The sequence below is a fragment of the Mycobacterium sp. NGS16 genome, from assembly GCF_059813225.1.
In genome coordinates this window covers 284,101-301,542 of the sequence record NZ_JCALEE010000003.1, presented here as the reverse complement: position 1 = coordinate 301,542, position 17,442 = coordinate 284,101, and the positions used below count along the sequence as shown (strand labels likewise).

At 69.3% G+C, this 17,442-nt stretch carries 19 protein-coding genes and 4 tRNA genes; 7 read left to right on the top strand and 16 right to left on the bottom strand.

Annotated features, from left to right (window positions below):
• Positions 1 to 23: 23 nt before the first annotated feature.
• The 3 genes from AC5Y4Q_RS11225 to AC5Y4Q_RS11215 are packed head-to-tail and all read left to right on the top strand — an operon-like array spanning position 24 to position 2,770.
• Positions 24 to 1,676, top strand: a complete 1,653-nt coding sequence (locus tag AC5Y4Q_RS11225; RefSeq protein WP_064924217.1) for a DNA repair helicase XPB — start codon at positions 24 to 26, stop codon at positions 1,674 to 1,676.
• A 57-nt stretch (positions 1,677 to 1,733) separates the two neighbouring features.
• On the top strand, positions 1,734 to 2,159 hold the full coding sequence (locus AC5Y4Q_RS11220; protein WP_064924218.1) for a pyridoxamine 5'-phosphate oxidase family protein: 426 nt from the start codon (positions 1,734 to 1,736) through the stop codon (positions 2,157 to 2,159).
• Positions 2,160 to 2,164: 5 nt separating this feature from the next.
• The gene (locus tag AC5Y4Q_RS11215) at positions 2,165 to 2,770 is read left to right on the top strand and encodes a class I SAM-dependent methyltransferase (protein WP_064924219.1); all 606 of its coding nucleotides are present in this window, start codon (positions 2,165 to 2,167) and stop codon (positions 2,768 to 2,770) included.
• Positions 2,771 to 2,774: 4 nt separating this feature from the next.
• Here AC5Y4Q_RS11215 and AC5Y4Q_RS11210 read toward each other — a convergent pair whose 3' ends face one another.
• From AC5Y4Q_RS11210 to AC5Y4Q_RS11200, 3 genes are all read right to left on the bottom strand, one after another.
• The gene (locus AC5Y4Q_RS11210; RefSeq protein WP_234786429.1) at positions 2,775 to 3,005 is read right to left on the bottom strand and encodes a hypothetical protein; all 231 of its coding nucleotides are present in this window, start codon (positions 3,003 to 3,005) and stop codon (positions 2,775 to 2,777) included.
• A gap of 72 nt (positions 3,006 to 3,077) precedes the next feature.
• Positions 3,078 to 5,222: a 3-hydroxyacyl-CoA dehydrogenase NAD-binding domain-containing protein gene (locus AC5Y4Q_RS11205; protein WP_499958982.1), complete on the bottom strand. Its 2,145-nt coding sequence runs from the start codon at positions 5,220 to 5,222 to the stop codon at positions 3,078 to 3,080.
• A gap of 15 nt (positions 5,223 to 5,237) precedes the next feature.
• The gene (locus AC5Y4Q_RS11200; protein WP_064924221.1) at positions 5,238 to 6,449 is read right to left on the bottom strand and encodes an acetyl-CoA C-acetyltransferase; all 1,212 of its coding nucleotides are present in this window, start codon (positions 6,447 to 6,449) and stop codon (positions 5,238 to 5,240) included.
• A gap of 189 nt (positions 6,450 to 6,638) precedes the next feature.
• Between AC5Y4Q_RS11200 and AC5Y4Q_RS11195 the strand changes: the two genes are divergently transcribed.
• Both AC5Y4Q_RS11195 and AC5Y4Q_RS11190 read left to right on the top strand, forming a co-directional pair.
• Positions 6,639 to 7,052, top strand: coding sequence for a DUF2628 domain-containing protein (locus tag AC5Y4Q_RS11195; RefSeq protein WP_064924222.1), 414 nt, complete (start codon positions 6,639 to 6,641; stop codon positions 7,050 to 7,052).
• Between the two features lie 29 nt (positions 7,053 to 7,081).
• Entirely contained in the window at positions 7,082 to 8,275 is a 1,194-nt protein-coding gene (locus AC5Y4Q_RS11190; protein ID WP_499958979.1) for a pyridoxal phosphate-dependent aminotransferase, read from the top strand.
• Here AC5Y4Q_RS11190 and AC5Y4Q_RS11185 read toward each other — a convergent pair.
• Together AC5Y4Q_RS11185 and AC5Y4Q_RS11180 are read right to left on the bottom strand one after the other, a co-directional pair.
• Positions 8,262 to 8,714, bottom strand: coding sequence for an SRPBCC family protein (locus AC5Y4Q_RS11185; protein WP_064924224.1), 453 nt, complete (start codon positions 8,712 to 8,714; stop codon positions 8,262 to 8,264). The two genes, AC5Y4Q_RS11190 and AC5Y4Q_RS11185, sit on opposite strands and share 14 nt — an antisense overlap.
• A 54-nt stretch (positions 8,715 to 8,768) precedes the next feature.
• Positions 8,769 to 9,212, bottom strand: a complete 444-nt coding sequence (locus AC5Y4Q_RS11180) for an SRPBCC family protein (RefSeq protein WP_499958977.1) — start codon at positions 9,210 to 9,212, stop codon at positions 8,769 to 8,771.
• An 89-nt stretch (positions 9,213 to 9,301) separates the two neighbouring features.
• Here AC5Y4Q_RS11180 and AC5Y4Q_RS11175 point away from each other — a divergent pair, with 89 nt between their 5' ends.
• Entirely contained in the window at positions 9,302 to 9,643 is a 342-nt protein-coding gene (locus AC5Y4Q_RS11175; protein WP_064924226.1) for a DUF732 domain-containing protein, read from the top strand.
• 12 nt (positions 9,644 to 9,655) lie between these two features.
• On the opposite strand, the gene AC5Y4Q_RS11170 is transcribed toward AC5Y4Q_RS11175, so the two are convergent.
• From AC5Y4Q_RS11170 to AC5Y4Q_RS11140, 7 genes are all read right to left on the bottom strand, one after another.
• A complete protein-coding gene (locus tag AC5Y4Q_RS11170; protein ID WP_499958975.1) occupies positions 9,656 to 10,387 on the bottom strand; it encodes a chymotrypsin family serine protease in 732 nt (243 codons plus the stop codon).
• A gap of 11 nt (positions 10,388 to 10,398) precedes the next feature.
• A complete protein-coding gene (locus tag AC5Y4Q_RS11165; protein WP_499958973.1) occupies positions 10,399 to 11,001 on the bottom strand; it encodes a hypothetical protein in 603 nt (200 codons plus the stop codon).
• 70 nt (positions 11,002 to 11,071) lie between these two features.
• On the bottom strand, positions 11,072 to 11,872 hold the full coding sequence (locus AC5Y4Q_RS11160) for a hypothetical protein (RefSeq protein WP_499958971.1): 801 nt from the start codon (positions 11,870 to 11,872) through the stop codon (positions 11,072 to 11,074).
• Positions 11,873 to 11,898: 26 nt separating this feature from the next.
• Positions 11,899 to 12,060, bottom strand: a complete 162-nt coding sequence (locus AC5Y4Q_RS11155) for a hypothetical protein (RefSeq protein ID WP_165604310.1) — start codon at positions 12,058 to 12,060, stop codon at positions 11,899 to 11,901.
• Positions 12,061 to 12,399: 339 nt separating this feature from the next.
• Positions 12,400 to 12,476 (bottom strand) — tRNA-Phe (locus AC5Y4Q_RS11150).
• A 29-nt stretch (positions 12,477 to 12,505) separates the two neighbouring features.
• A tRNA-Asp gene (locus tag AC5Y4Q_RS11145) sits at positions 12,506 to 12,579 on the bottom strand.
• Positions 12,580 to 12,611: 32 nt separating this feature from the next.
• Positions 12,612 to 12,684: transfer RNA gene (locus AC5Y4Q_RS11140), tRNA-Glu, on the bottom strand.
• Between the two features lie 123 nt (positions 12,685 to 12,807).
• Here AC5Y4Q_RS11140 and AC5Y4Q_RS11135 point away from each other — a divergent pair.
• A tRNA-Lys gene (locus tag AC5Y4Q_RS11135) sits at positions 12,808 to 12,880 on the top strand.
• 63 nt (positions 12,881 to 12,943) lie between these two features.
• Here AC5Y4Q_RS11135 and AC5Y4Q_RS11130 read toward each other — a convergent pair.
• The 4 genes from AC5Y4Q_RS11130 to AC5Y4Q_RS11115 are packed head-to-tail and all read right to left on the bottom strand — an operon-like array spanning position 12,944 to position 17,341.
• Positions 12,944 to 13,858: a class I SAM-dependent methyltransferase gene (locus tag AC5Y4Q_RS11130; RefSeq protein ID WP_064924252.1), complete on the bottom strand. Its 915-nt coding sequence runs from the start codon at positions 13,856 to 13,858 to the stop codon at positions 12,944 to 12,946.
• Between the two features lie 41 nt (positions 13,859 to 13,899).
• Positions 13,900 to 15,252 carry an amidohydrolase family protein gene (locus tag AC5Y4Q_RS11125; protein WP_499958969.1) on the bottom strand — a complete coding sequence of 451 codons (1,353 nt, stop codon included), beginning with the start codon at positions 15,250 to 15,252 and terminating at the stop codon, positions 13,900 to 13,902.
• On the bottom strand, positions 15,246 to 16,397 hold the full coding sequence (locus AC5Y4Q_RS11120; RefSeq protein WP_499958967.1) for a CoA transferase: 1,152 nt from the start codon (positions 16,395 to 16,397) through the stop codon (positions 15,246 to 15,248). The genes AC5Y4Q_RS11125 and AC5Y4Q_RS11120 overlap by 7 nt, the downstream gene beginning before the upstream one ends.
• Positions 16,397 to 17,341 (bottom strand): enoyl-CoA hydratase/isomerase family protein, encoded by a 945-nt coding sequence (locus AC5Y4Q_RS11115; protein WP_064924255.1) that lies wholly within the window; start codon positions 17,339 to 17,341, stop codon positions 16,397 to 16,399. Before AC5Y4Q_RS11115 ends, AC5Y4Q_RS11120 begins: the two co-directional genes overlap by 1 nt.
• Positions 17,342 to 17,442: the final 101 nt, after the last annotated feature.

Here is a 17,442-nt window from a genome sequence, read left to right as displayed (position 1 = left end):
GGTGGTCTCCGGATAATGGCCCCATGAGCACCGACGGGCCCCTGATCGTCCAATCCGACAAGACCGTGCTGCTCGAGGTCGACCACGAGCAGGCCGGCGCGGCGCGTGCTGCGATCGCGCCGTTCGCCGAGTTGGAACGCGCCCCCGAGCACGTGCACACCTACCGCATCACCCCGCTGGCGTTGTGGAACGCCCGCGCCGCCGGCCACGACGCCGAGCAGGTGGTCGACGCGCTGGTCACCTACTCGCGGTACGCGGTGCCGCAGCCGCTGTTGGTCGACATCGTCGACACCATGGCGCGCTACGGGCGCCTGCAGTTGGTGAAGAGCCCCGCGCACGGCCTGACCCTGGTCAGCCTGGATCGCGCGGTGCTCGAGGAGGTGCTGCGCAACAAGAAGATCACCCCGATGCTCGGCGCCCGCATCGACGACGACACCGTCGTGGTGCATCCCAGCGAGCGCGGCCGGGTCAAACAGATGCTGCTCAAAATCGGTTGGCCCGCAGAGGATCTGGCCGGCTACGTCGACGGCGAGGCGCATCCGATCGAGCTGTGCCAGGACGGCTGGGCGCTGCGCGACTACCAGGAGATGGCCGCCGACTCGTTCTGGTCGGGCGGTTCGGGGGTGGTGGTGTTGCCGTGCGGCGCCGGCAAGACGCTGGTCGGCGCCGCGGCGATGGCCAAAGCCGGTGCCACCACGCTGATCCTGGTCACCAACACCGTCGCCGGCCGGCAGTGGAAACGCGAGTTGATCGCGCGCACCTCGCTGACCGAAGAAGAGATCGGCGAGTACTCCGGGGAGCGCAAGGAGATCCGGCCGGTCACCATCGCCACCTACCAGGTGATCACCCGGCGCACCAAGGGCGAATACCGGCACCTGGAACTGTTCGACAGCCGCGACTGGGGGCTGATCATCTACGACGAGGTGCATCTGCTGCCCGCGCCGGTGTTCCGGATGACCGCCGATCTGCAGTCGCGGCGCCGGCTCGGGCTGACGGCCACCCTGATCCGGGAGGACGGCCGGGAGGGCGACGTGTTTTCCCTGATCGGGCCGAAGCGCTACGACGCGCCCTGGAAGGACATCGAGGCCCAAGGCTGGATCGCGCCGGCCGAGTGCATCGAGGTGCGGGTCACCATGACCGAGAGCGAGCGGATGACCTACGCCGTCGCCGAGCCGGAGGAACGCTACAAGCTGTGCTCGACGGTGCACTCCAAGATCGCGGTGGTGCGCTCGATCCTCAAGCAGCATCCCGGTGAGCAGACCCTGGTGATCGGCGCCTATCTCGACCAGCTGGAAGAGCTGGGCGAGCAGTTGGGCGCCCCGGTCATTCAGGGCTCGACGCGCACCGCCGAACGCGAAAAGCTCTTCGACGCCTTCCGCAGCGGCGAGGTGTCCACCTTGGTGGTGTCCAAGGTCGCCAACTTCTCGATCGACCTGCCGGAGGCCTCGGTGGCCGTGCAGGTCTCGGGCACCTTCGGCTCACGGCAGGAGGAGGCCCAGCGGCTCGGCCGGCTGCTGCGGCCCAAGGCCGCCGGCGGCGGAGCGGTGTTCTACTCCGTGGTCGCCCGCGACAGTCTGGATGCCGAGTACGCCGCGCACCGGCAGCGGTTCCTGGCCGAGCAGGGTTATGGCTACGTCATCCGCGACGCCGACGACCTGCTCGGCCCGGCGATCTGACGCGACCCGCGCGCAAGCTATCCGCGCGCGGCGGGGCCAGGCGGTTAACCTCGAAACATGGCGTTATCCAAGGACGAACGCGAACTTTTTCTGGCCGAGCCACACATCGCAGCGCTGTCGGTGAGTGCGGGAGACGGCCGTGGCCCACTGACCGTGCCGATCTGGTATCAGTACACCCCGGGCGGCGAGCCCTGGGTCCTTACCGGCGTCGAGTCCCGCAAGAGGCGGCTCATCGAGGCCGCCGGCTGCTTTTCGCTCATGGTGGAGCGTACGGAGCCGACCGTCCGCTATGTCGCCGTCGATGGGGCCGTCAGCCGCATCGAGCCCGGCACCGACGACCATCACGCCGAGCTGGCCCACCGCTACCTTCCCCCCGACCGGGCCGAGAAGTTCCTCGAGTTCGCGCGGACCGAACTGGGCGACTACGTGGCCATTCATCTGCGCCCCCAGCACTGGCTCTCCGCTGACATGGGAGCCATCTAGACGCGATGGGGGCCAGGAGGCTGCTGTTCCGGGCGATGTACCGCCTGGGGTTCACCCCGTGGGACGGCCACGCGCTGGCCCGCGGCCTGCGCAACCTGGTCGAGATGGATGCGGGCGTGGGGTTGCCGCCGGGCACCGCACTGGATCTCGGCTGCGGCACCGGAGATACCTCCATCTATCTGGCGCAGAACGGGTGGCGGGTCACCGGCGTCGACTTCGCGCCGCGGGCGCTGCGCATCGCGCGGGCCAAGGCCCAGGCGGGGAAGGTGTCGGTGCGGTTCGTCTGCGCCGACATCGCCCAAGTCGCCGCGGCCGGTCTCGGTAACGACTTCGACCTGGTGACCGACAACGGTTGCCTGCACGGGATGAACGATCATGATCGGGGGGTCTACGCCGCACAGGTCAACGCGGTGACCGGACCGGATTCGCGGCTGCTGATCGTCGCGTTCGGCCCGGGTGCGTTGTTCGGCGTCCGCGGGGTCGACCAGGCCGAGATCGCCCGGCTCTTCGCCCCGCAGTGGGAGCTGATCTCTTCCGGCGACGAGCCGAACTATCTGCCCGCCAATGGCGGCCAGCCGGTGCGGCACTACCTGTTGGCGCGCCGTTGCTGACCGGTCAGCCCCCGCAGGCGCTGGGCAGCAGCATCATCAGCGGCCACAGCAGCACCCCGGCCACCGTCGCCACCTCGTAGATGCTGTGGGGCGGTATGCCAAACTGCTGCTCGGCCCGGGTCTGCAGGAGCTCCACCCCGTCGGGCCGCAAAAACAGGCACACCACCCCGATGACCACGTAGACCAGGCCCAGCCACAGCGCCGCCTCCAGCAGCTTGCCGACGGTGATGCTCACCCGGTAGTCCAACAGACGCGAAATCCCCCGAAGCCACGAGGGTTCGGGGGACTCCACGTCGTTTCCGCCTGGCTACAGCAGCGAGGACGGCGGGATGAACCGGTCGCCGTACTTCGCGGCCAGTTCCTTGGCCCGCGCCACGAAAGCGTCCTTACCGACCCCGTGCGGCCCCTCGTAGCCGACGATGAACTGCGCGGTCCCGCCGGTCCACGGCGGGAAGCCGATGCCCATGATCGCGCCGATGTTGGCGTCGGCGGTCGAGGTCAGCACGCCTTCGTCGAGGCACTTCTGGGTCTCCAGCGCCTCGGCGAACAGCATCCGGTCGATCATGTCCTGCAGCGGCGGGGTGGCGCTGCCGGAGTTGAACGTCTCCCGCAGGCCCGGCCACAGACCGGTGCGCTTGCCGTCGACGTACTCGTAGAACCCGGCGCCCTTGAGCCGCGACGGACGGCCGAGCTCGATCATCTTCTCGACGACCGTCTCATTCATCTGCTTCTCGTACTTGCCGCCGGCGGCCTCGATGCCCTCGCGGGTGGCGACGGCGATCTTGTGCATCAGCTCCAGGTTGAGCTCGTCGGAGAGCTGCAGCGGAGCCGCCGGGTAGCCGGCCTGCAGACCGGCCTGCTCGATGCTGGCCGGCTCCACGCCCTCACCCAGCATCATCAGCGCCTCGTTGATGAAGGTGCCGATGACACGGCTGGTGTAGAAGCCGCGGCTGTCGTTGACCACGATCGGGGTCTTCTTGATGGCCAGCACGTAGTCGAAGACCCGGGCCAGCGCCTCGTCAGAGGTCTTCTCGCCCTTGATGATCTCCACCAGCGGCATCTTGTCGACCGGCGAGAAGAAGTGGATGCCGATGAAGTCCTCCTGGCGCTTCACGCCGGTGGCCAGTCCGGTGATCGGCAGCGTGGAGGTGTTCGACCCCAGCAGCGCGTTGGGCTCGACGATGTCCTCGATCTCCTGGAAGACCTTGTGCTTGAGCTCCTGGTTCTCGAACACCGCCTCGATCACGAAGTCGACGCCCTTGAGGTCGGCCGCGTCCCCGGTCGGGGTGATCTTGTCCAGCAACGCCTGGGACTTCTCGGCGGTGGTGCGGCCACGCTCGAGCGCCTTGGCTTCCAGCTTCTCCGAGTAGCCCTTGCCCTTCTGCGCCGCCTCGGTGCTGACGTCCTTGAGCACCACGTCATAGCCGGCCTTGGCCGACACGTAGGCGATGCCGGCACCCATCATCCCGGCACCGAGCACGCCGATCTTCTTGATCGGGGTCTGGCCGATACCCTCGGGCCGGCTGCCGCCGCCGTTGATGTGCTGCAGGTCGAAGAAGAACGCCTGGATCATGTTCTTGGCGACCTGGCCGGTGACCAGCGAGACGAAGTAGCGGCTCTCGATGCGGGTGGCGGTGTCGAAGTCCACCGCCGCGCCCTCGACCGCGGCCGCGAGGATCGCCCGCGGCGCCGGCATCGGCGCGCCCTTGAGCTGCTTGCGCAGCAGCGCCGGGAACGACGGCAGGATCGCCGCCAGCGACGGGGTCGACGGGGTGCCGCCGGGCATCTTGTAGCCCTTGACATCCCAGGGCTGCACACCGGCGTCGGGGTTGGCCTTGATCCAGGCCTTGGCGGCCGGCACCAGCTCTTCGACGCTTCCGAGCACCTCGTCGATCAGGCCGATCTCCTTGGCCTTGGCCGGCTTGAACCGGGTGCCCTGGGCCAGCACGTTCATGAACGCGTTCTGGATGCCCAGCATGCGCACCGTGCGGGCGACGCCGCCACCGCCAGGCAGCAGGCCCAGCGTGACCTCGGGCAGGCCGAGCTGGCTGCCCTTGGCGTCGGCGGCGATCCGCCGGTGACAGGCCAGCGCGATCTCCAGACCGCCGCCCAGCGCCGCGCCGTTGATGGCGGCGACGACGGGCTTGCCCAAGGTCTCCAGGGCGCGCAGATCGGCCTTGATGCCCTCGCACTGGTCGAAGACCGCCTGGGCGTCGTCCGGGCCCACGTGGATCATCGCCTTGAGGTCGCCGCCGGCGAAGAAGGTCTTCTTCGCGCTGGTGATGACCACGCCGGTGATCGAATCCTTCTCCGCGGCAAGGCGTTCCACCGCGTTGTGCATCGACTCGCGGTAGTGCTCGTTCATCACGTTGGCCGACCCGGTCGGGTCGTCCAGGGTCAGCGTGACGATGCCGTCAGCGTCCTTGTCCCACTTGATGGTGTTCTCTGCCATTTTTGAAAAACCCTCTCAGACGCGCTCGATGATGGTGGCGACGCCCATGCCACCGCCGATGCAGAGTGTGATCAGAGCGCGGCGGGCACCGCGGCGCTCCAGTTCGTCGACCATGGTGCCGGTGATCATGGCGCCGGTGGCGCCCAGCGGGTGGCCCATGGCGATGGCGCCACCGTTGACGTTGAGCTTCTCGTCCGGGATGTTGAGGTCCTTCTGGAACTTCAGCACCACCGAGGCGAACGCCTCGTTGAGCTCGAACAGGTCGATGTCGTCGACGGTCATCCCGGCGCGGTCGAGCACCCGCTGGGTGGCCGGGGTGGGGCCGGTGAGCATGATGACCGGGTCGGCGCCGGACGTGGCCGCGGCCACGATGCGAGCCCGCGGGGTCAGCCCCTGCTCCTTGCCGGCCTTCTCCGAACCGATCAGCACCAGCGCGGCGCCGTCGACGATGCCGGAGCTGTTGCCGCCGGTGTGGACGTGGTTGATCTTCTCGACGAAGTGGTACTTCTGCAGCGCCACGTCGTCGAAGCCGCCCATCGCGCCGATCCCGTCGAACGCGGTCTTGAGCTTGCCCAGCCCCTCCAGGGTGGTGTCGGGCCGCATGTGCTCGTCGTGGTCGAGAACGACCAGGCCGTTCTGGTCGCGCACCGGGACCACCGACTTGGCGAAGTAGCCGCCCGACCAGGCCGCGGCGGCCTTCTGCTGGCTGCGCAGCGCGTAGGCGTCGACGTCGTCACGGGAGAAGCCCTCGATGGTGGCGATCAGGTCGGCGCCGATGCCCTGCGGCACGAAGCCGATCTGGTAGTTGGTGTTGGGGTCGCTGGCCCAAGCGCCGCCGTCGGAGCCCATCGGGACGCGGCTCATCGACTCCACGCCGCCGGCGAGCACCAGGTCGTCGAACCCGGCCTTCACCTTGGCGGCGGCGGTGTTGATGGCCTCCAGGCCGGAGGCGCAGAACCGGTTGAGCTGAACACCACCGGTGGTCTCGGGCATACCGGCGGCCAGCATCGCGGTGCGGGCGATGTCACCGCCCTGGTCACCTACCGGCGACACGACGCCGAACACCGAGTCGCTGATCTGGTTCACGTCCAGGTCCGGGTAGCGGGAGCGCAGCTCGTTGACCAGGCCGACGGCCAGGCTGACCGGCTTGATCTCGTTCAGCGCCCCGTTTTTCTGCTTGCCGCGCGGGGTGCGAATGGCCTCGTAGATGAAGGCTTCTTCGGACATGACTGGTGTTCCTCTTCGGTATTGGGTGTTCGATGCGGATTGTTCGATTGCGTTCCCCCGCAAGCGGGAGGCGCCCCCAGCTGGGAGCGTAGACCTCTGCTTGCCACCCTAACAGGACGGCCGATCAACCGGATGGTTGGGCCGTGTGAGCTGCTGCTCTTCGGTTCGCCCCGAATACACTGCCGTGTTGTGACCGGCACCGATGCTCCCGCGCCATTATCCGCATCCTGGCAGCAGCGCTTTGCGTTCTTCGACGCCTACGGGCTGCCGTCGTCGTCTCCGGAGGCCCGGGACGCGATGCGGGCGCTGCCGTGGCGCGACCGAATCCGTATCAACTCGAACGTGCTGGCATTCCTGTTCTTCCCGTTCTACTTCTTCGTCAAGGGCATGTGGCGCAAGGGTGTGGTGTGGGCGGCAGTCACGATCACCCTCGGCGCATTCGGGGTGGCTCTTGATGTCAGCGACCAGATCGCGCGGGCGATCGGCATCGGGCTCGCCGCCGGCGCTATGACCACCGCTAACTACGCCTACTACCTGCACGCGGTGAAGGGCAGCCGCTCCTGGAACATCCTCGAGGGGTTCGGCCGACGTTCCACGAGCTGAGGACGCGCGGCTCTTTAAGCTGGCCGGTTATGACGGTGTCGCGGTTACGGCCCTATGCCACCACGATCTTCGCGGAGATGTCGGTGCTGGCCTCGCGGATCGGCGCGGTCAACCTCGGTCAGGGCTTCCCCGACGAGGACGGGCCGCCGGCCATGCTGGAGGCCGCCCGCGCCGCGATCACCGACGGCGTCAACCAGTACCCGCCGGGCCTGGGCATCCCCGCCCTGCGCGAGGCCATCGCCGGCCAGCGCAGCCGGCACTTCGGCATCGACTACGACCCGGAGACCGAGGTCCTGGTGACGGTCGGGGCCACCGAGGCCATCGCCGCCGCGGTCCTGGGCCTGGTCGAGCCGGGCTCCGAGGTGCTGCTGCTTGAGCCGTTCTACGACTCCTATTCGCCGGTGGTCGCCATGGCCGGCGCGCGGCGGGTTGCGGTTCCGCTGGTCCCCGACGGCCGCGGCTTCGCGTTGGACATTGACAGGTTGCGCGGCGCTGTCGGTCCGGCGACCCGCGCGCTGATCGTCAACTCGCCGCACAACCCGACCGGCACGGTGTTCACCGAGTCCGAGCTGGCGGCGATCGCCCGGATCGCGGTGGAATCCGATCTGCTGGTCATCGCCGATGAGGTCTACGAGCACCTGGTCTTCGCCGGACGGACCCACCTGCCGCTGGCCGGGTTCGAGGGCATGGCGCAGCGCACCGTCACCATCTCCAGTGCGGCGAAGATGTTCAACTGCACCGGCTGGAAGATCGGCTGGGCTTGCGGGCCGGCGCAGCTGCTGGCCGGGGTGCGCGCGGCCAAGCAGTACCTGAGCTATGTCGGCGGGGCCCCGTTCCAGCCGGCGGTGGCGCTGGCCCTCAACTCCGAGGACGCCTGGGTGGCGGCGCTGCGCGCGACGATGGAGGCCCGCCGCGATCGGCTCGCCGACGGGCTGGCCCAGGTCGGGTTCGAGGTGCACGACAGCTTCGGCACCTATTTCTTGTGTGCTGACCCGCGGCCGCTGGGCTATCACGACAGCACAGCGTTCTGCGCCGAACTACCGCATCGGGCCGGGGTGGCGGCGATCCCGCTGTCGGCGTTCTGCGTGCCGGCGGCCGAAGCTGCGGCTCCCGAGGTCTGGAATCACTTGGTGCGCTTCACGTTTGTCAAGCGTGAGGAGACTCTTGACGAGGCGATCCGCCGCCTGGCGGTGCTGCGCGACGGGCCGGTCACGGCTCGGTAGGCGTCCACTCCCGCATCACCCGCTCACGCAGCCGCTCGGTAGCGGTCTGCAGCACCACCTTGCTGGCGCGCCGGACGATGAACGCCGGAATCGGGCCGGAAGGCTCGACGGTGATGTCGAAACGCACCCGAGTGCTGTCCGGGCCTACCCGGGTCAGGGTGTACTCGACGTGCTGGGCGCGCTGCTGCGCGGTGGCCTTGGCATCCCAGACCATCCAGTCCGGTCCCCAGTGGTATTCCAGAATCTCCTTGTCCACCAACCCCAGAACCTTGATGGTGGCGCGGACGTGGTGGGGACGGCCGTCCTCGTAGGTGTCGAGAATCTCCACTCGCTTATGCACCGGCGACCAGGACACCAAGTCGGCCACATCGGCCAGCGCGTCGAGGATCTTCTCCGGCGGCGCGTCAATGACAATTTCCCGCGATGCTCGAACAGCCACTGCCTTGAGCCTAGCCGCGTGGGCAGCGCCCGGCAGGGTTTCCCCGAACCGAAGTCAGCGGCCCTTTTTGACCTTGAGCACCTGTTCCCGCAGGCCGTCGGTGGCGGTCTTCATGCCGCCCTTGAGGGTGCTCTTGAGCAGAAAGCCCGGGATCGGGATGGACGGGTCGACGTCCATGTCGAAGCGGACCTTGGTCTTGTCACCTTGCGGGGTCAGCGTGTACTTGGCGTCTTGCGCCTTGAGTTGGCCGGCCGACACCAGCGTCCAACCGACACTGTCGGCCGTCCAGCTGTATTCGACCACCTGCTCGTCGGTGAGACCGGCCGCCTTGATCCTCATCCGCACCCGGCGCGGCCGGCCGTCGTCGTAGGTGTCGAGCACCTCGGCGCTCTGGTACTGCGGGGACCAGGAGGGGACGGACTCGACGTCGGCGAGGACATCGAAGATCTCCTCCGGGCTGGCTTCGATGACCACTTCGCGGGAATCCTTGACTGCCATGGCTGGCAACGATAGCCAGCCACGGGATGGCGCGCGGGGATTTGCGCCGCACGGAGCGGTCACGTCGATAAGGCGGGGACGGTGGCACGATGGAGACCATGCATGTGACCGCGCGCATCGCCGCACCCCTGTTGGCCGCCGCGGCCTTAGTTGCCGCGCCCGCCGCTCACGCCGATGACGCCAGCTACCTGGCGAAGGTCAACGCATCACCGGTGCCGATCCCGATCGCCGATGAGGTCAAGGTGACCTCGGGCCACTACGTCTGCGTCCTGTTGCGGATGTACGGGCACACCGGGACCTACCGGGCCGGGATCTCGCCGGGCGACGTGGTGCGTCAGCTGACCAACACGTTCCACTACAGCCCCGAGGCCGCCGACGTCCAGATCGCCGCGGCGCAGTCCGAGCTCTGCCCGGAGACGTTGCGGCCCTGAGGTTTAGCCGGTTTAGCCGAGGAAGAACCCGGCGCCCGGGCCACCCTTGGCGTTGACGTCGTCGAGGATCGCCTTGAACAGCACGATTCCCGAACCCGGCTGGTCCAGCGGCGCGGTTGGGACGGTTCCGTCGCGGATCATGCCGACGATCAGGTTGTCGACGGTGATCGGCGCGCCGTCGTCACCGGGTTGCCACCACTGGTCAGCGGCGGTGTTCACACCGTCGGGCCCGACGTCGAAGCAGCTGAGGCCGGTGCCCAGCCCGAGTTTGCAGGCGTGCGTCGCAGCGGCGGGTGCTGGGCTGAGGGGTTCTGGGTTGTCGGGTGCTGGGGCGGCGGGTTCCAGATCGGTGGGTTCCGGGTCCGGGGGGCCGATGCCGTAGATCCCAAAGCCTTCGTAGTCGGCGATCGGTTTTGCCTTCACCGGATCGAACTCGATCACCGCGTAGCCGAGAGCGTCGTCGGCGGCCACCACCGTGCCCACGGTGCCGCGCTCTTCGGCACCCTCGGCGATCACGGGCGAGCCGGGTGCGCCGCAGTGGGCTGAGGTGAAACCGATCAGCCGACCGGTGCTGTCGTGGCCCATGGCGGTCAGCGTGCACAGCGTGTCGTCGTTGAGCGTGATGCCGGCGCCGCCGCCGAGCAGGAGCTTGTCATCGGCTGCGGCGCTGGCCGGCGCCGAGGTGATCAGCGCGGCCACGGCCACCATGACCGCAGCTATGCGCCGAAGGGATGCACCGTGCACAGCGGCCCAGTCTATGGGCCTGCCCGACGGCCGTCCTCTGAGGTTGACGCGTGGCCTTCGCCGCTCGGCGGTTCCGTTGGTGTGTCGGTGTCCCGTTGCTCATCGACGTCCGGATCCACCCACCACACGAGCAGGCAAAGCGCCCCGATGCCGAGCAGGATTAGCGGCACCCAGACACCGCCGAAATGGATGAACGTCCCGAACGCATCCGCCTGATCGCGCTCGACCACAGGCCATCCCGTTGCGAGCCACGCGAACCCCGCGCCAGCACCGACGAATCCGCACCCCAGTGCATAGGCGACCGCCTCCGGGTCGCCCACGGCTCGCCGCGAGACGGCGGTTGTCGCAAAGGTGATGAGCCCGCCGACGAGACCCACGAGGAACATGATGATCAACGCGGAACGGGAGATGCCATGCGGGCGTGGGTCCACGCTGGCCCCGGTGATCTCCCCGATGTAGCCGAGCCGGTTCGCAAGTGCGTTGTCGAGAACGCCGACCCGCAGCACGTCGTAGAGGGCTGCCACCCAGGTTCCGATGAGTACCCCGCAGGCCGCCAGCAGCACGGTGGCGATCACCGTTGCCTTGGTGTGGGTGTGCCTGGCCGGGTTGAACATGTTCACCATCCTCGGACGTGCCCGCCGGTCGCTACGGTGGTCGCTACCCCGCTGCCCGTGCGGACTCCGCTCATGACCCGCCTCCGCTGCTGTCCGACTCGTACGGTCGGTTGTCGGGGTGGTATTCGACCGGGTGGGCCGGGTCGAGTTCGACGAGGAGATCTCCGCGGTGATCGGCGAACACGATCACCGGCGTTCCGGGCACGGGGATCTTGTGCGCGTACGTGTTCACCCGCACCGACACGACGCGCTCCCCGGTCTGATGCTGGTAGCGGATCGGGACGTTCCCGCCCTGATTCCAGGTCGCCGGGTCGGGCAGCGCTGCCACCACGCCCCGGTACCGGGTTCCCGTGGCGCGCAGGCGGAGGATACGAGCCACGTCGAGTCGAGCACAGCGCACCCAGCGGGCGGCGATGAGCGCGGTGATCAGACAGGCGATCGCCGTGACCGCGGCCGAGAGGCCGAAGAACCTCGACGGCCACCAGATGCCCAGCGCAGCAAGGCCGATGGCGATGCCGCCGAGCAGGCCGGCCAGCAGAACCAGGTTGCGGGCACGCTCGCGCATCGTCAGCTCCATGCCCCGCACATAGACGCCGGAAAAGCAGAAGAGCGCGAGGCCCGCTGCCGGTATCCCGAGCGCGAGCCACCACCAGGAGAGCACCCCGAGGCCTTCCGAGAGGCCGGCGACGACGAACCCCACACCCGCGATCGTGCATCCGACGCTGACGGCGAACGCGACCACGAGGAGCCCGAACCCGAACCGCAGCGGCTCCAGGACCGCTGCGACCGGCACCCGGGGGACGTTGCCGCCCTTCTCCCCGCCGGTGGTGAACACCGGATGCTCCTCCAGCCATGCCCACTCCTCGGCCACCGGGGCTGTCCCCTCGTCTGCTCCGCTCACCGCGCCCGCTCCCCCTCGACGAATCGCTTGAGGCTGGGCTTCGCGGGGTCGCAGCGGATCCAGTGTGTGCCGGCGTTCGACCTGCGGGTCATGCGGCCGTGGAACAGCGGGCCCGAGTTCAGGGCTTCGTGCAGCCCGTCGCGTGGCTGCTGTCGCATGTCGATCCCTTCCTGTCAGGTCGGGGATCGCCACGGTGCGGTGCAGTTGTCGGTGTCGACGAAGGTGGGTGACATCCCTTCTGCCAGACACATTGTTCCATGACCGGCTCTGCCGACCACCGGAGCGGAGCGGCGAGGCGCAAGCGCGACTGCTGCTGCGAGATGCCAAGAGCCAGGCGTGAGTCCACCTCGACCGGAGGATAGGTGCCCTACGCGTCTTCCGGGGAAGCCTCGCCAACCGAGCCTTGCCGATCGGGACTGGGCCCATGTGGGTCATCGAGACCGGCTCTCGGAGCACTTCAGAAACGAGAAAAACCACCTGCTACCAGGTGGTTCCCTTGGTGGCCAGGGCCGGGATCGAACCGGCGACCTTCCGCTTTTCAGGCGGACGCTCGTACCAACTGAGCTACCTGGCCGGAAGGCACGTGTGCCTCGCCGCATGAAGCGACCCTGACGGGACTTGAACCCGCGACCTCCGCCGTGACAGGGCGGCGCGCTAACCAACTGCGCCACAGGGCCTTGCTCTTCGCTCCGCGTTTCCGCGTTACGAGTACCCCCTACGGGATTCGAACCCGCGCTACCGCCTTGAAAGGGCGGCGTCCTAGGCCGCTAGACGAAGGGGGCCAGAACCGAATCTCTCCGGGGACTCGCAACGTTTCACGTTGGGAGCTTCGCTAGCTTAGGGCACGGCGGGCCCAATCCTCAAACGCGGGCTCGATCGGGAAGGCAGTATCCTGTTCCGGCACGGCCCCTATAGCTCAGTTGGTAGAGCTACGGACTTTTAATCCGCAGGTCGCAGGTTCGAGCCCTGCTGGGGGCACCGCATCGACGTCGGTGTGGCGGCGGCTGCGCCGCAGCACCGGAGCAGCCGCTGTGACCTTTTTCATACCCCCGGGCCCGGCAGTGCGGCGCTCAGATAGGTCAGATCCCCGAACGCCACCGCCAAGGCGTCATCGCCGTACTCCAAGCCGGCGTCGGCGTAGAGCTCGGTGACCTGCCGGCCCGACACGGTCCAGCCCGCCGCGGTCAGGTACTCGACGATGTGGCTGCGTTCGCCGTGATAGATCAGATCGCCGATCTCCACCTCCAACCCGAGCGCGGCCATTTTCTCCCGGTGCTCGCGCCACTCCGGGCTGGAGAACACCGACGTGTCCTGGATGAACTCGCAGGCCAGCCGGCTGCCGGGGGCACTGAGCCCGGTGATGGTGTCAAACAGCGCGTCCTGATCCGCAGGCTGCAGGTAGACCAGCAGGCCCTCGGCGCTCCACACGGTCGGCGCCTGCGAGTCGAATCCGGCGGCCCGCAGCGCGGCCGGCCAGTCGTCGCGCAGGTCGACGGCCACAGTGCGGCGCTCGGTGGTCGGCTCGGCGCCCAGGCCGGCCAGGGTGGTGGTCTTGAAGTCGATCACCTGCGGCATGTCGACCTCGTAGACCACGGTGCCGGCCGGCCAGGCCAGCCGGTAGGCGCGGGCGTCAAGCCCGGCGGCGAGGATGACGGCCTGGCGGATGCCGCTAGCGGTTGCACTCAGGAAGTGCTCGTCGAAAAACCGGGTGCGTACCCCCATGCCGTGGCCCATCCGGACCGGATCGAAGTCGCCGCCTTCGGGAAAGGCGATCTCGCCGTCCACCAGGCGGGTGAAGAAGTCAATGCCGACGGCACGCACCAGTGGCGCCGCGAACGGGTCGTCGATCAGTTTGTCCGGCCCGGTCGTGGCCAGCGCGCGTTGCGCCGCCACCATGGTCGCGGTCGCCCCCACACTGCTGGCCAGGTCCCAGCTGTCACTGTCCGTGCGCGTCATCGTCGTGCCTCCGAAATCCCGATCAAAGTTACCTAGACAGGCTACCGACTTCCGCTGCGCTGGGACACCACGCCGCCGGCGACGACGGTCACCGCGACCAGGTCGGCGTCGAGCGCGGCCAGTGCCTCGGCCGGATCCGCGGCCAGCAGACACACGTCGCCGGGTTCACCGGGGGCGATCCTGCGCAGTGCCGCGGGCCGGTCGGGTCGGCCGGTGAACATCGCCAGCGCCTCGCGGGCCGCGATCCGCTCGGTGCGGCCCAAGACGACACCGCTCGGCGTGCTCCGGTGCACCGCGGCCCGCATGGCCGCCCAGGGATCGCCGTCGCCGAACGGCGTGTCAGTGGACAGCGCCACTGCAATCCCGTTGTCCCGCAACGACGCCAGCCGCCACAGTTCGTGGTGCCGATCCGCCTCGATCTCGGCCAGGTAGTCATCACCGCGTTCGGCCACGAAGTTGGGCTGGGTGATGACGATGATGCCGAGCGCGGCGAGGTCGGCCAGCCGGTCATCGGGCACCACCGCGGCGTGTTCGATGCGGTCATCGCGATGCACCCCGGCGGTTTGCCAGGCCGCGATCGCGACGGTGAGCTGGGCATCGGTGACGCAGTGCAGCGCCACGCCGTGATCACGGGAGTGGTTGTCGCACAGCGCTTTCGCCAGCGCATCCAGGTCCAGGCGGGCATCGTCGAGGATGGTCTTGGTCGGCCCGAGGGTGACCCCGGGCGGGGCAACAACCCCGGCGGGTGCCAGGCAGTGCAGGCGCTGCAGCAACTCACCGGTGCGCCGCGCCGCGGCAAATACGGCCAGATCGGCATCCCCGTGGTCTGGGGTGGCTTCGGTGATGCCGGTGACGCCCCACGCGGCCAGCCGCCGGCTCAGCCGCGTCAGCGACGGCTCCCGGTGCGGCAGCCGGGGCACCGGGTCGCCGTGGGCCCGCAGCAGCCGTCCGTCGCCGTGGTCGGCCATCGCGGTCCGGGCCAGGCCGGCGGAATTGAACACCCACAGCGCGCCGCTGCGGTGCGCCACCCGCACCGGAACCTCCGGTGAAAGCCGGTCCAGCAGTGCGGCGTTGAGCTCGCCGGCGACCGATTCGTGGTAGCCGTAGCCGCGCACCCAACCGTCGCGATCCGGGGTTGCGGAGCGCAGGGCGGCGGCCAGCTCATCGACCGTGCGCACCTGCGGGGGCCCCAGACACACTGAATCCAGCGCCGCGGCCGCCGATCGCAGATGCAGGTGGTGATCGTGGAGCCCGGGAATCACCGTGGCGTTGCGCGCATCGAGCACATCTTCACCGCGGCGCGCCTCCAGCCGGGGCGCGACTTCGGTGATGGTGTCGGCGAGCCGGATGTCGACCACCGGCCCGTCCAGCAACACCGCGCGCTGGATCAGCACCGCGACGCCGCCTGCACGAGTTCGCCGACCCGCGCATTGTCGGCCCCCAGCCGCGGGCCGCGGCCCTCGATCCGCGGGCGGCCTGGCGGCGACGCCGGGTGCTCACCGGGGGGCTGCAGCGGTAGCGCGGCATACCCGGCGGCGACGGTGGCCAGCGAGAAGGTGATCAGCTCGCCGCCGCCGCGGGCCAGCGCCTCGAACACCGCGACGGCCGCTTCGATGCCGGTCAGCGGATCGGCGATGGCGTCGCCGCAGAACACCGGGTCGCCAGCACCGTCGAAGCCCACCAGCCCGCCGGCCACCGCGGCGTCGTCACCGAAGCCGGGGAAACCGCCGTGCGCGGTGATCTGCAGCCACACCCGCCCCGGCCGGCCCGTTACGTCGAGCGGCCCCAGACCGCGGCGGGCCAGCGCCGCGGGACGCGAGCCTTCCAACACCACGTCGGCGGCCGCCAGCAACTGCGCCAGAAACACCGCGTCGTGATCGAAATCGATGGCGCACGACAGTTTTCCGGTGTTCATCCAGTCGAAGAACGCGCGGTCCCCCGCACGCGTCCCGTCCGGGCGTGCCGGGCTTTCCACCTTGACCACCGTGGCGCCGGCCCGCGCCAGCAGCTGCCCGCACAGCGGCCCGGCCCACAGCGAGGTCAGGTCGACGACCAGGGCCCCGCCCGGTCCGCGGCTCGGGCCCGCAGGACCGACTCGGCGGATCAGCGGTGGCGCGGCAGCGGTCTCCCCCAGCCCGGCGGCGGGAAGGTCGAGCAGCCGGGCACGGCCGACCACGTCGGCTACCGGCTGATCGGCCGCCCATGCGGCGATGGCGGCCCACGGCTCACCGGGGCAATCGGTTTCGATCAGGGCGGGCACGGCGTCGAGGTCGTCGGGACGCGACAAGGTGAGTGCCCACCAACCGTCGACGGCGGGCAGCAGCCGGGAGGCGCCCCCGGGCGACACCCGGCCGGCGCGGGTAAAGCCCCGCAGCGCGGCGCGGCCGGCCAGCAGCGACGCGGCGTCGACGCCCAGATCCAGCCGATCGACGAGCTGCCCGGCGCGCTGCAGCACCGCGGCGCGGGAGAAATCCGGGCGGCCGTCGGGCGCACCGGTCAGCCAAGCCAAACCGGATGCGCCCCAAGCCGCCTCGGCCATCAAAACGTCGCGATCTCGTCGATCAGCCCCCAGCGCAGGGCGGTCGGTGCGTCGATGGTGCGGCCGGACAGGATCAGATACGCCGTGCGCCACCGTCCGATCCGGCGGGTGATGCTGACGGTGCCGCCGGCGCCCGGGATCAGCCCGAGGTTCAGCTCCGGCAGACCCAGCACCGTCTCGGGGTGGGCCCGCACCCGGCCGCAGAAGGCCGCCATCTCCAGGCCGCTGCCCAGCACCTGGCCGTGGATCTCGGCGCGGCAGCGCTTGCCGAGCCGAGCGGTCAGCGCATCCAGCGCCAGCGCGGGGCTGTAGCGGGTGCGGGCCAGGTGCGCGCTGGGCACATCGGTGAAGCCGCCGAACTCGGCGAGGTCACCGCCGCTGCAGAACGACCGCCCTGTCCCGCACAGCACCACCTCGTCGATCGAGGTGTCAGCGGTAGCGACGGCCAGCCCGTCGAGCAGGGCGGCGCGCATCGCGTTGGTGAAGGCGTTGTGCCGCTGGGGCCGGTTGAACCGCAGCCGCAACGTGTCGCCGTCCCGATCGATGACCACCGGGTCGCTGGTGTCGGGCGCGGTGGCCGGCCCCCGCTCGGCCAGCCAGCCGGCGAACTCCGGGCCGGCCTGCAGCACCGAGTAGGCCAGCGATTCGGTGACCACCCCGGCGCGTGCGGGCGCCGCCGGATCCACCGCGCGCAGCACGTCGTCGCAGATCGCCGCCGCATGCGGACGGCGCCGGCACCGATCGGCGAGGTCGGCCAGCGCCTCGGCCACCGATCCCACGGTGATCACCCGGTGATCCGTCGCATCGGTCTCCGAGAGGGTGAAGCTGGCACGCTGCAGCCAGTGTTCGGCGTGCGCGGTGTCGAAGCGGGTGCCCGTCGCGATGATGATCCCGGCGCCGGGCTCGGCGTCGGGTGGCGCCTGGAGGTCGACCACGCTGATCATGACGCACGTCAGCGTACCGAGGGCCGGGTGCGACCATGCTCCGCACGGTAGCGGAACTACCAGAAAATGATAATGTCGTTCTCATTCACGACGCATGACGG

Coding starts and splice junctions, on each gene's coding strand:
- AC5Y4Q_RS11225 (WP_064924217.1), top strand. CDS start 24: ATGAGCACCGACGGGCCCCTGATCGTCCAATCCGACAAGACCGTGCTG.
- AC5Y4Q_RS11220 (WP_064924218.1), top strand. CDS start 1,734: ATGGCGTTATCCAAGGACGAACGCGAACTTTTTCTGGCCGAGCCACAC.
- AC5Y4Q_RS11215 (WP_064924219.1), top strand. CDS start 2,165: ATGGGGGCCAGGAGGCTGCTGTTCCGGGCGATGTACCGCCTGGGGTTC.
- AC5Y4Q_RS11205 (WP_499958982.1), bottom strand. CDS start 5,222: ATGGCAGAGAACACCATCAAGTGGGACAAGGACGCTGACGGCATCGTC.
- AC5Y4Q_RS11200 (WP_064924221.1), bottom strand. CDS start 6,449: ATGTCCGAAGAAGCCTTCATCTACGAGGCCATTCGCACCCCGCGCGGC.
- AC5Y4Q_RS11190 (WP_499958979.1), top strand. CDS start 7,082: ATGACGGTGTCGCGGTTACGGCCCTATGCCACCACGATCTTCGCGGAG.
- AC5Y4Q_RS11180 (WP_499958977.1), bottom strand. CDS start 9,212: ATGGCAGTCAAGGATTCCCGCGAAGTGGTCATCGAAGCCAGCCCGGAG.
- AC5Y4Q_RS11175 (WP_064924226.1), top strand. CDS start 9,302: ATGGAGACCATGCATGTGACCGCGCGCATCGCCGCACCCCTGTTGGCC.
- AC5Y4Q_RS11165 (WP_499958973.1), bottom strand. CDS start 11,001: ATGTTCAACCCGGCCAGGCACACCCACACCAAGGCAACGGTGATCGCC.
- AC5Y4Q_RS11155 (WP_165604310.1), bottom strand. CDS start 12,060: ATGCGACAGCAGCCACGCGACGGGCTGCACGAAGCCCTGAACTCGGGC.
- AC5Y4Q_RS11130 (WP_064924252.1), bottom strand. CDS start 13,858: ATGACGCGCACGGACAGTGACAGCTGGGACCTGGCCAGCAGTGTGGGG.
- AC5Y4Q_RS11120 (WP_499958967.1), bottom strand. CDS start 16,397: ATGGCCGAGGCGGCTTGGGGCGCATCCGGTTTGGCTTGGCTGACCGGT.
- AC5Y4Q_RS11115 (WP_064924255.1), bottom strand. CDS start 17,341: ATGATCAGCGTGGTCGACCTCCAGGCGCCACCCGACGCCGAGCCCGGC.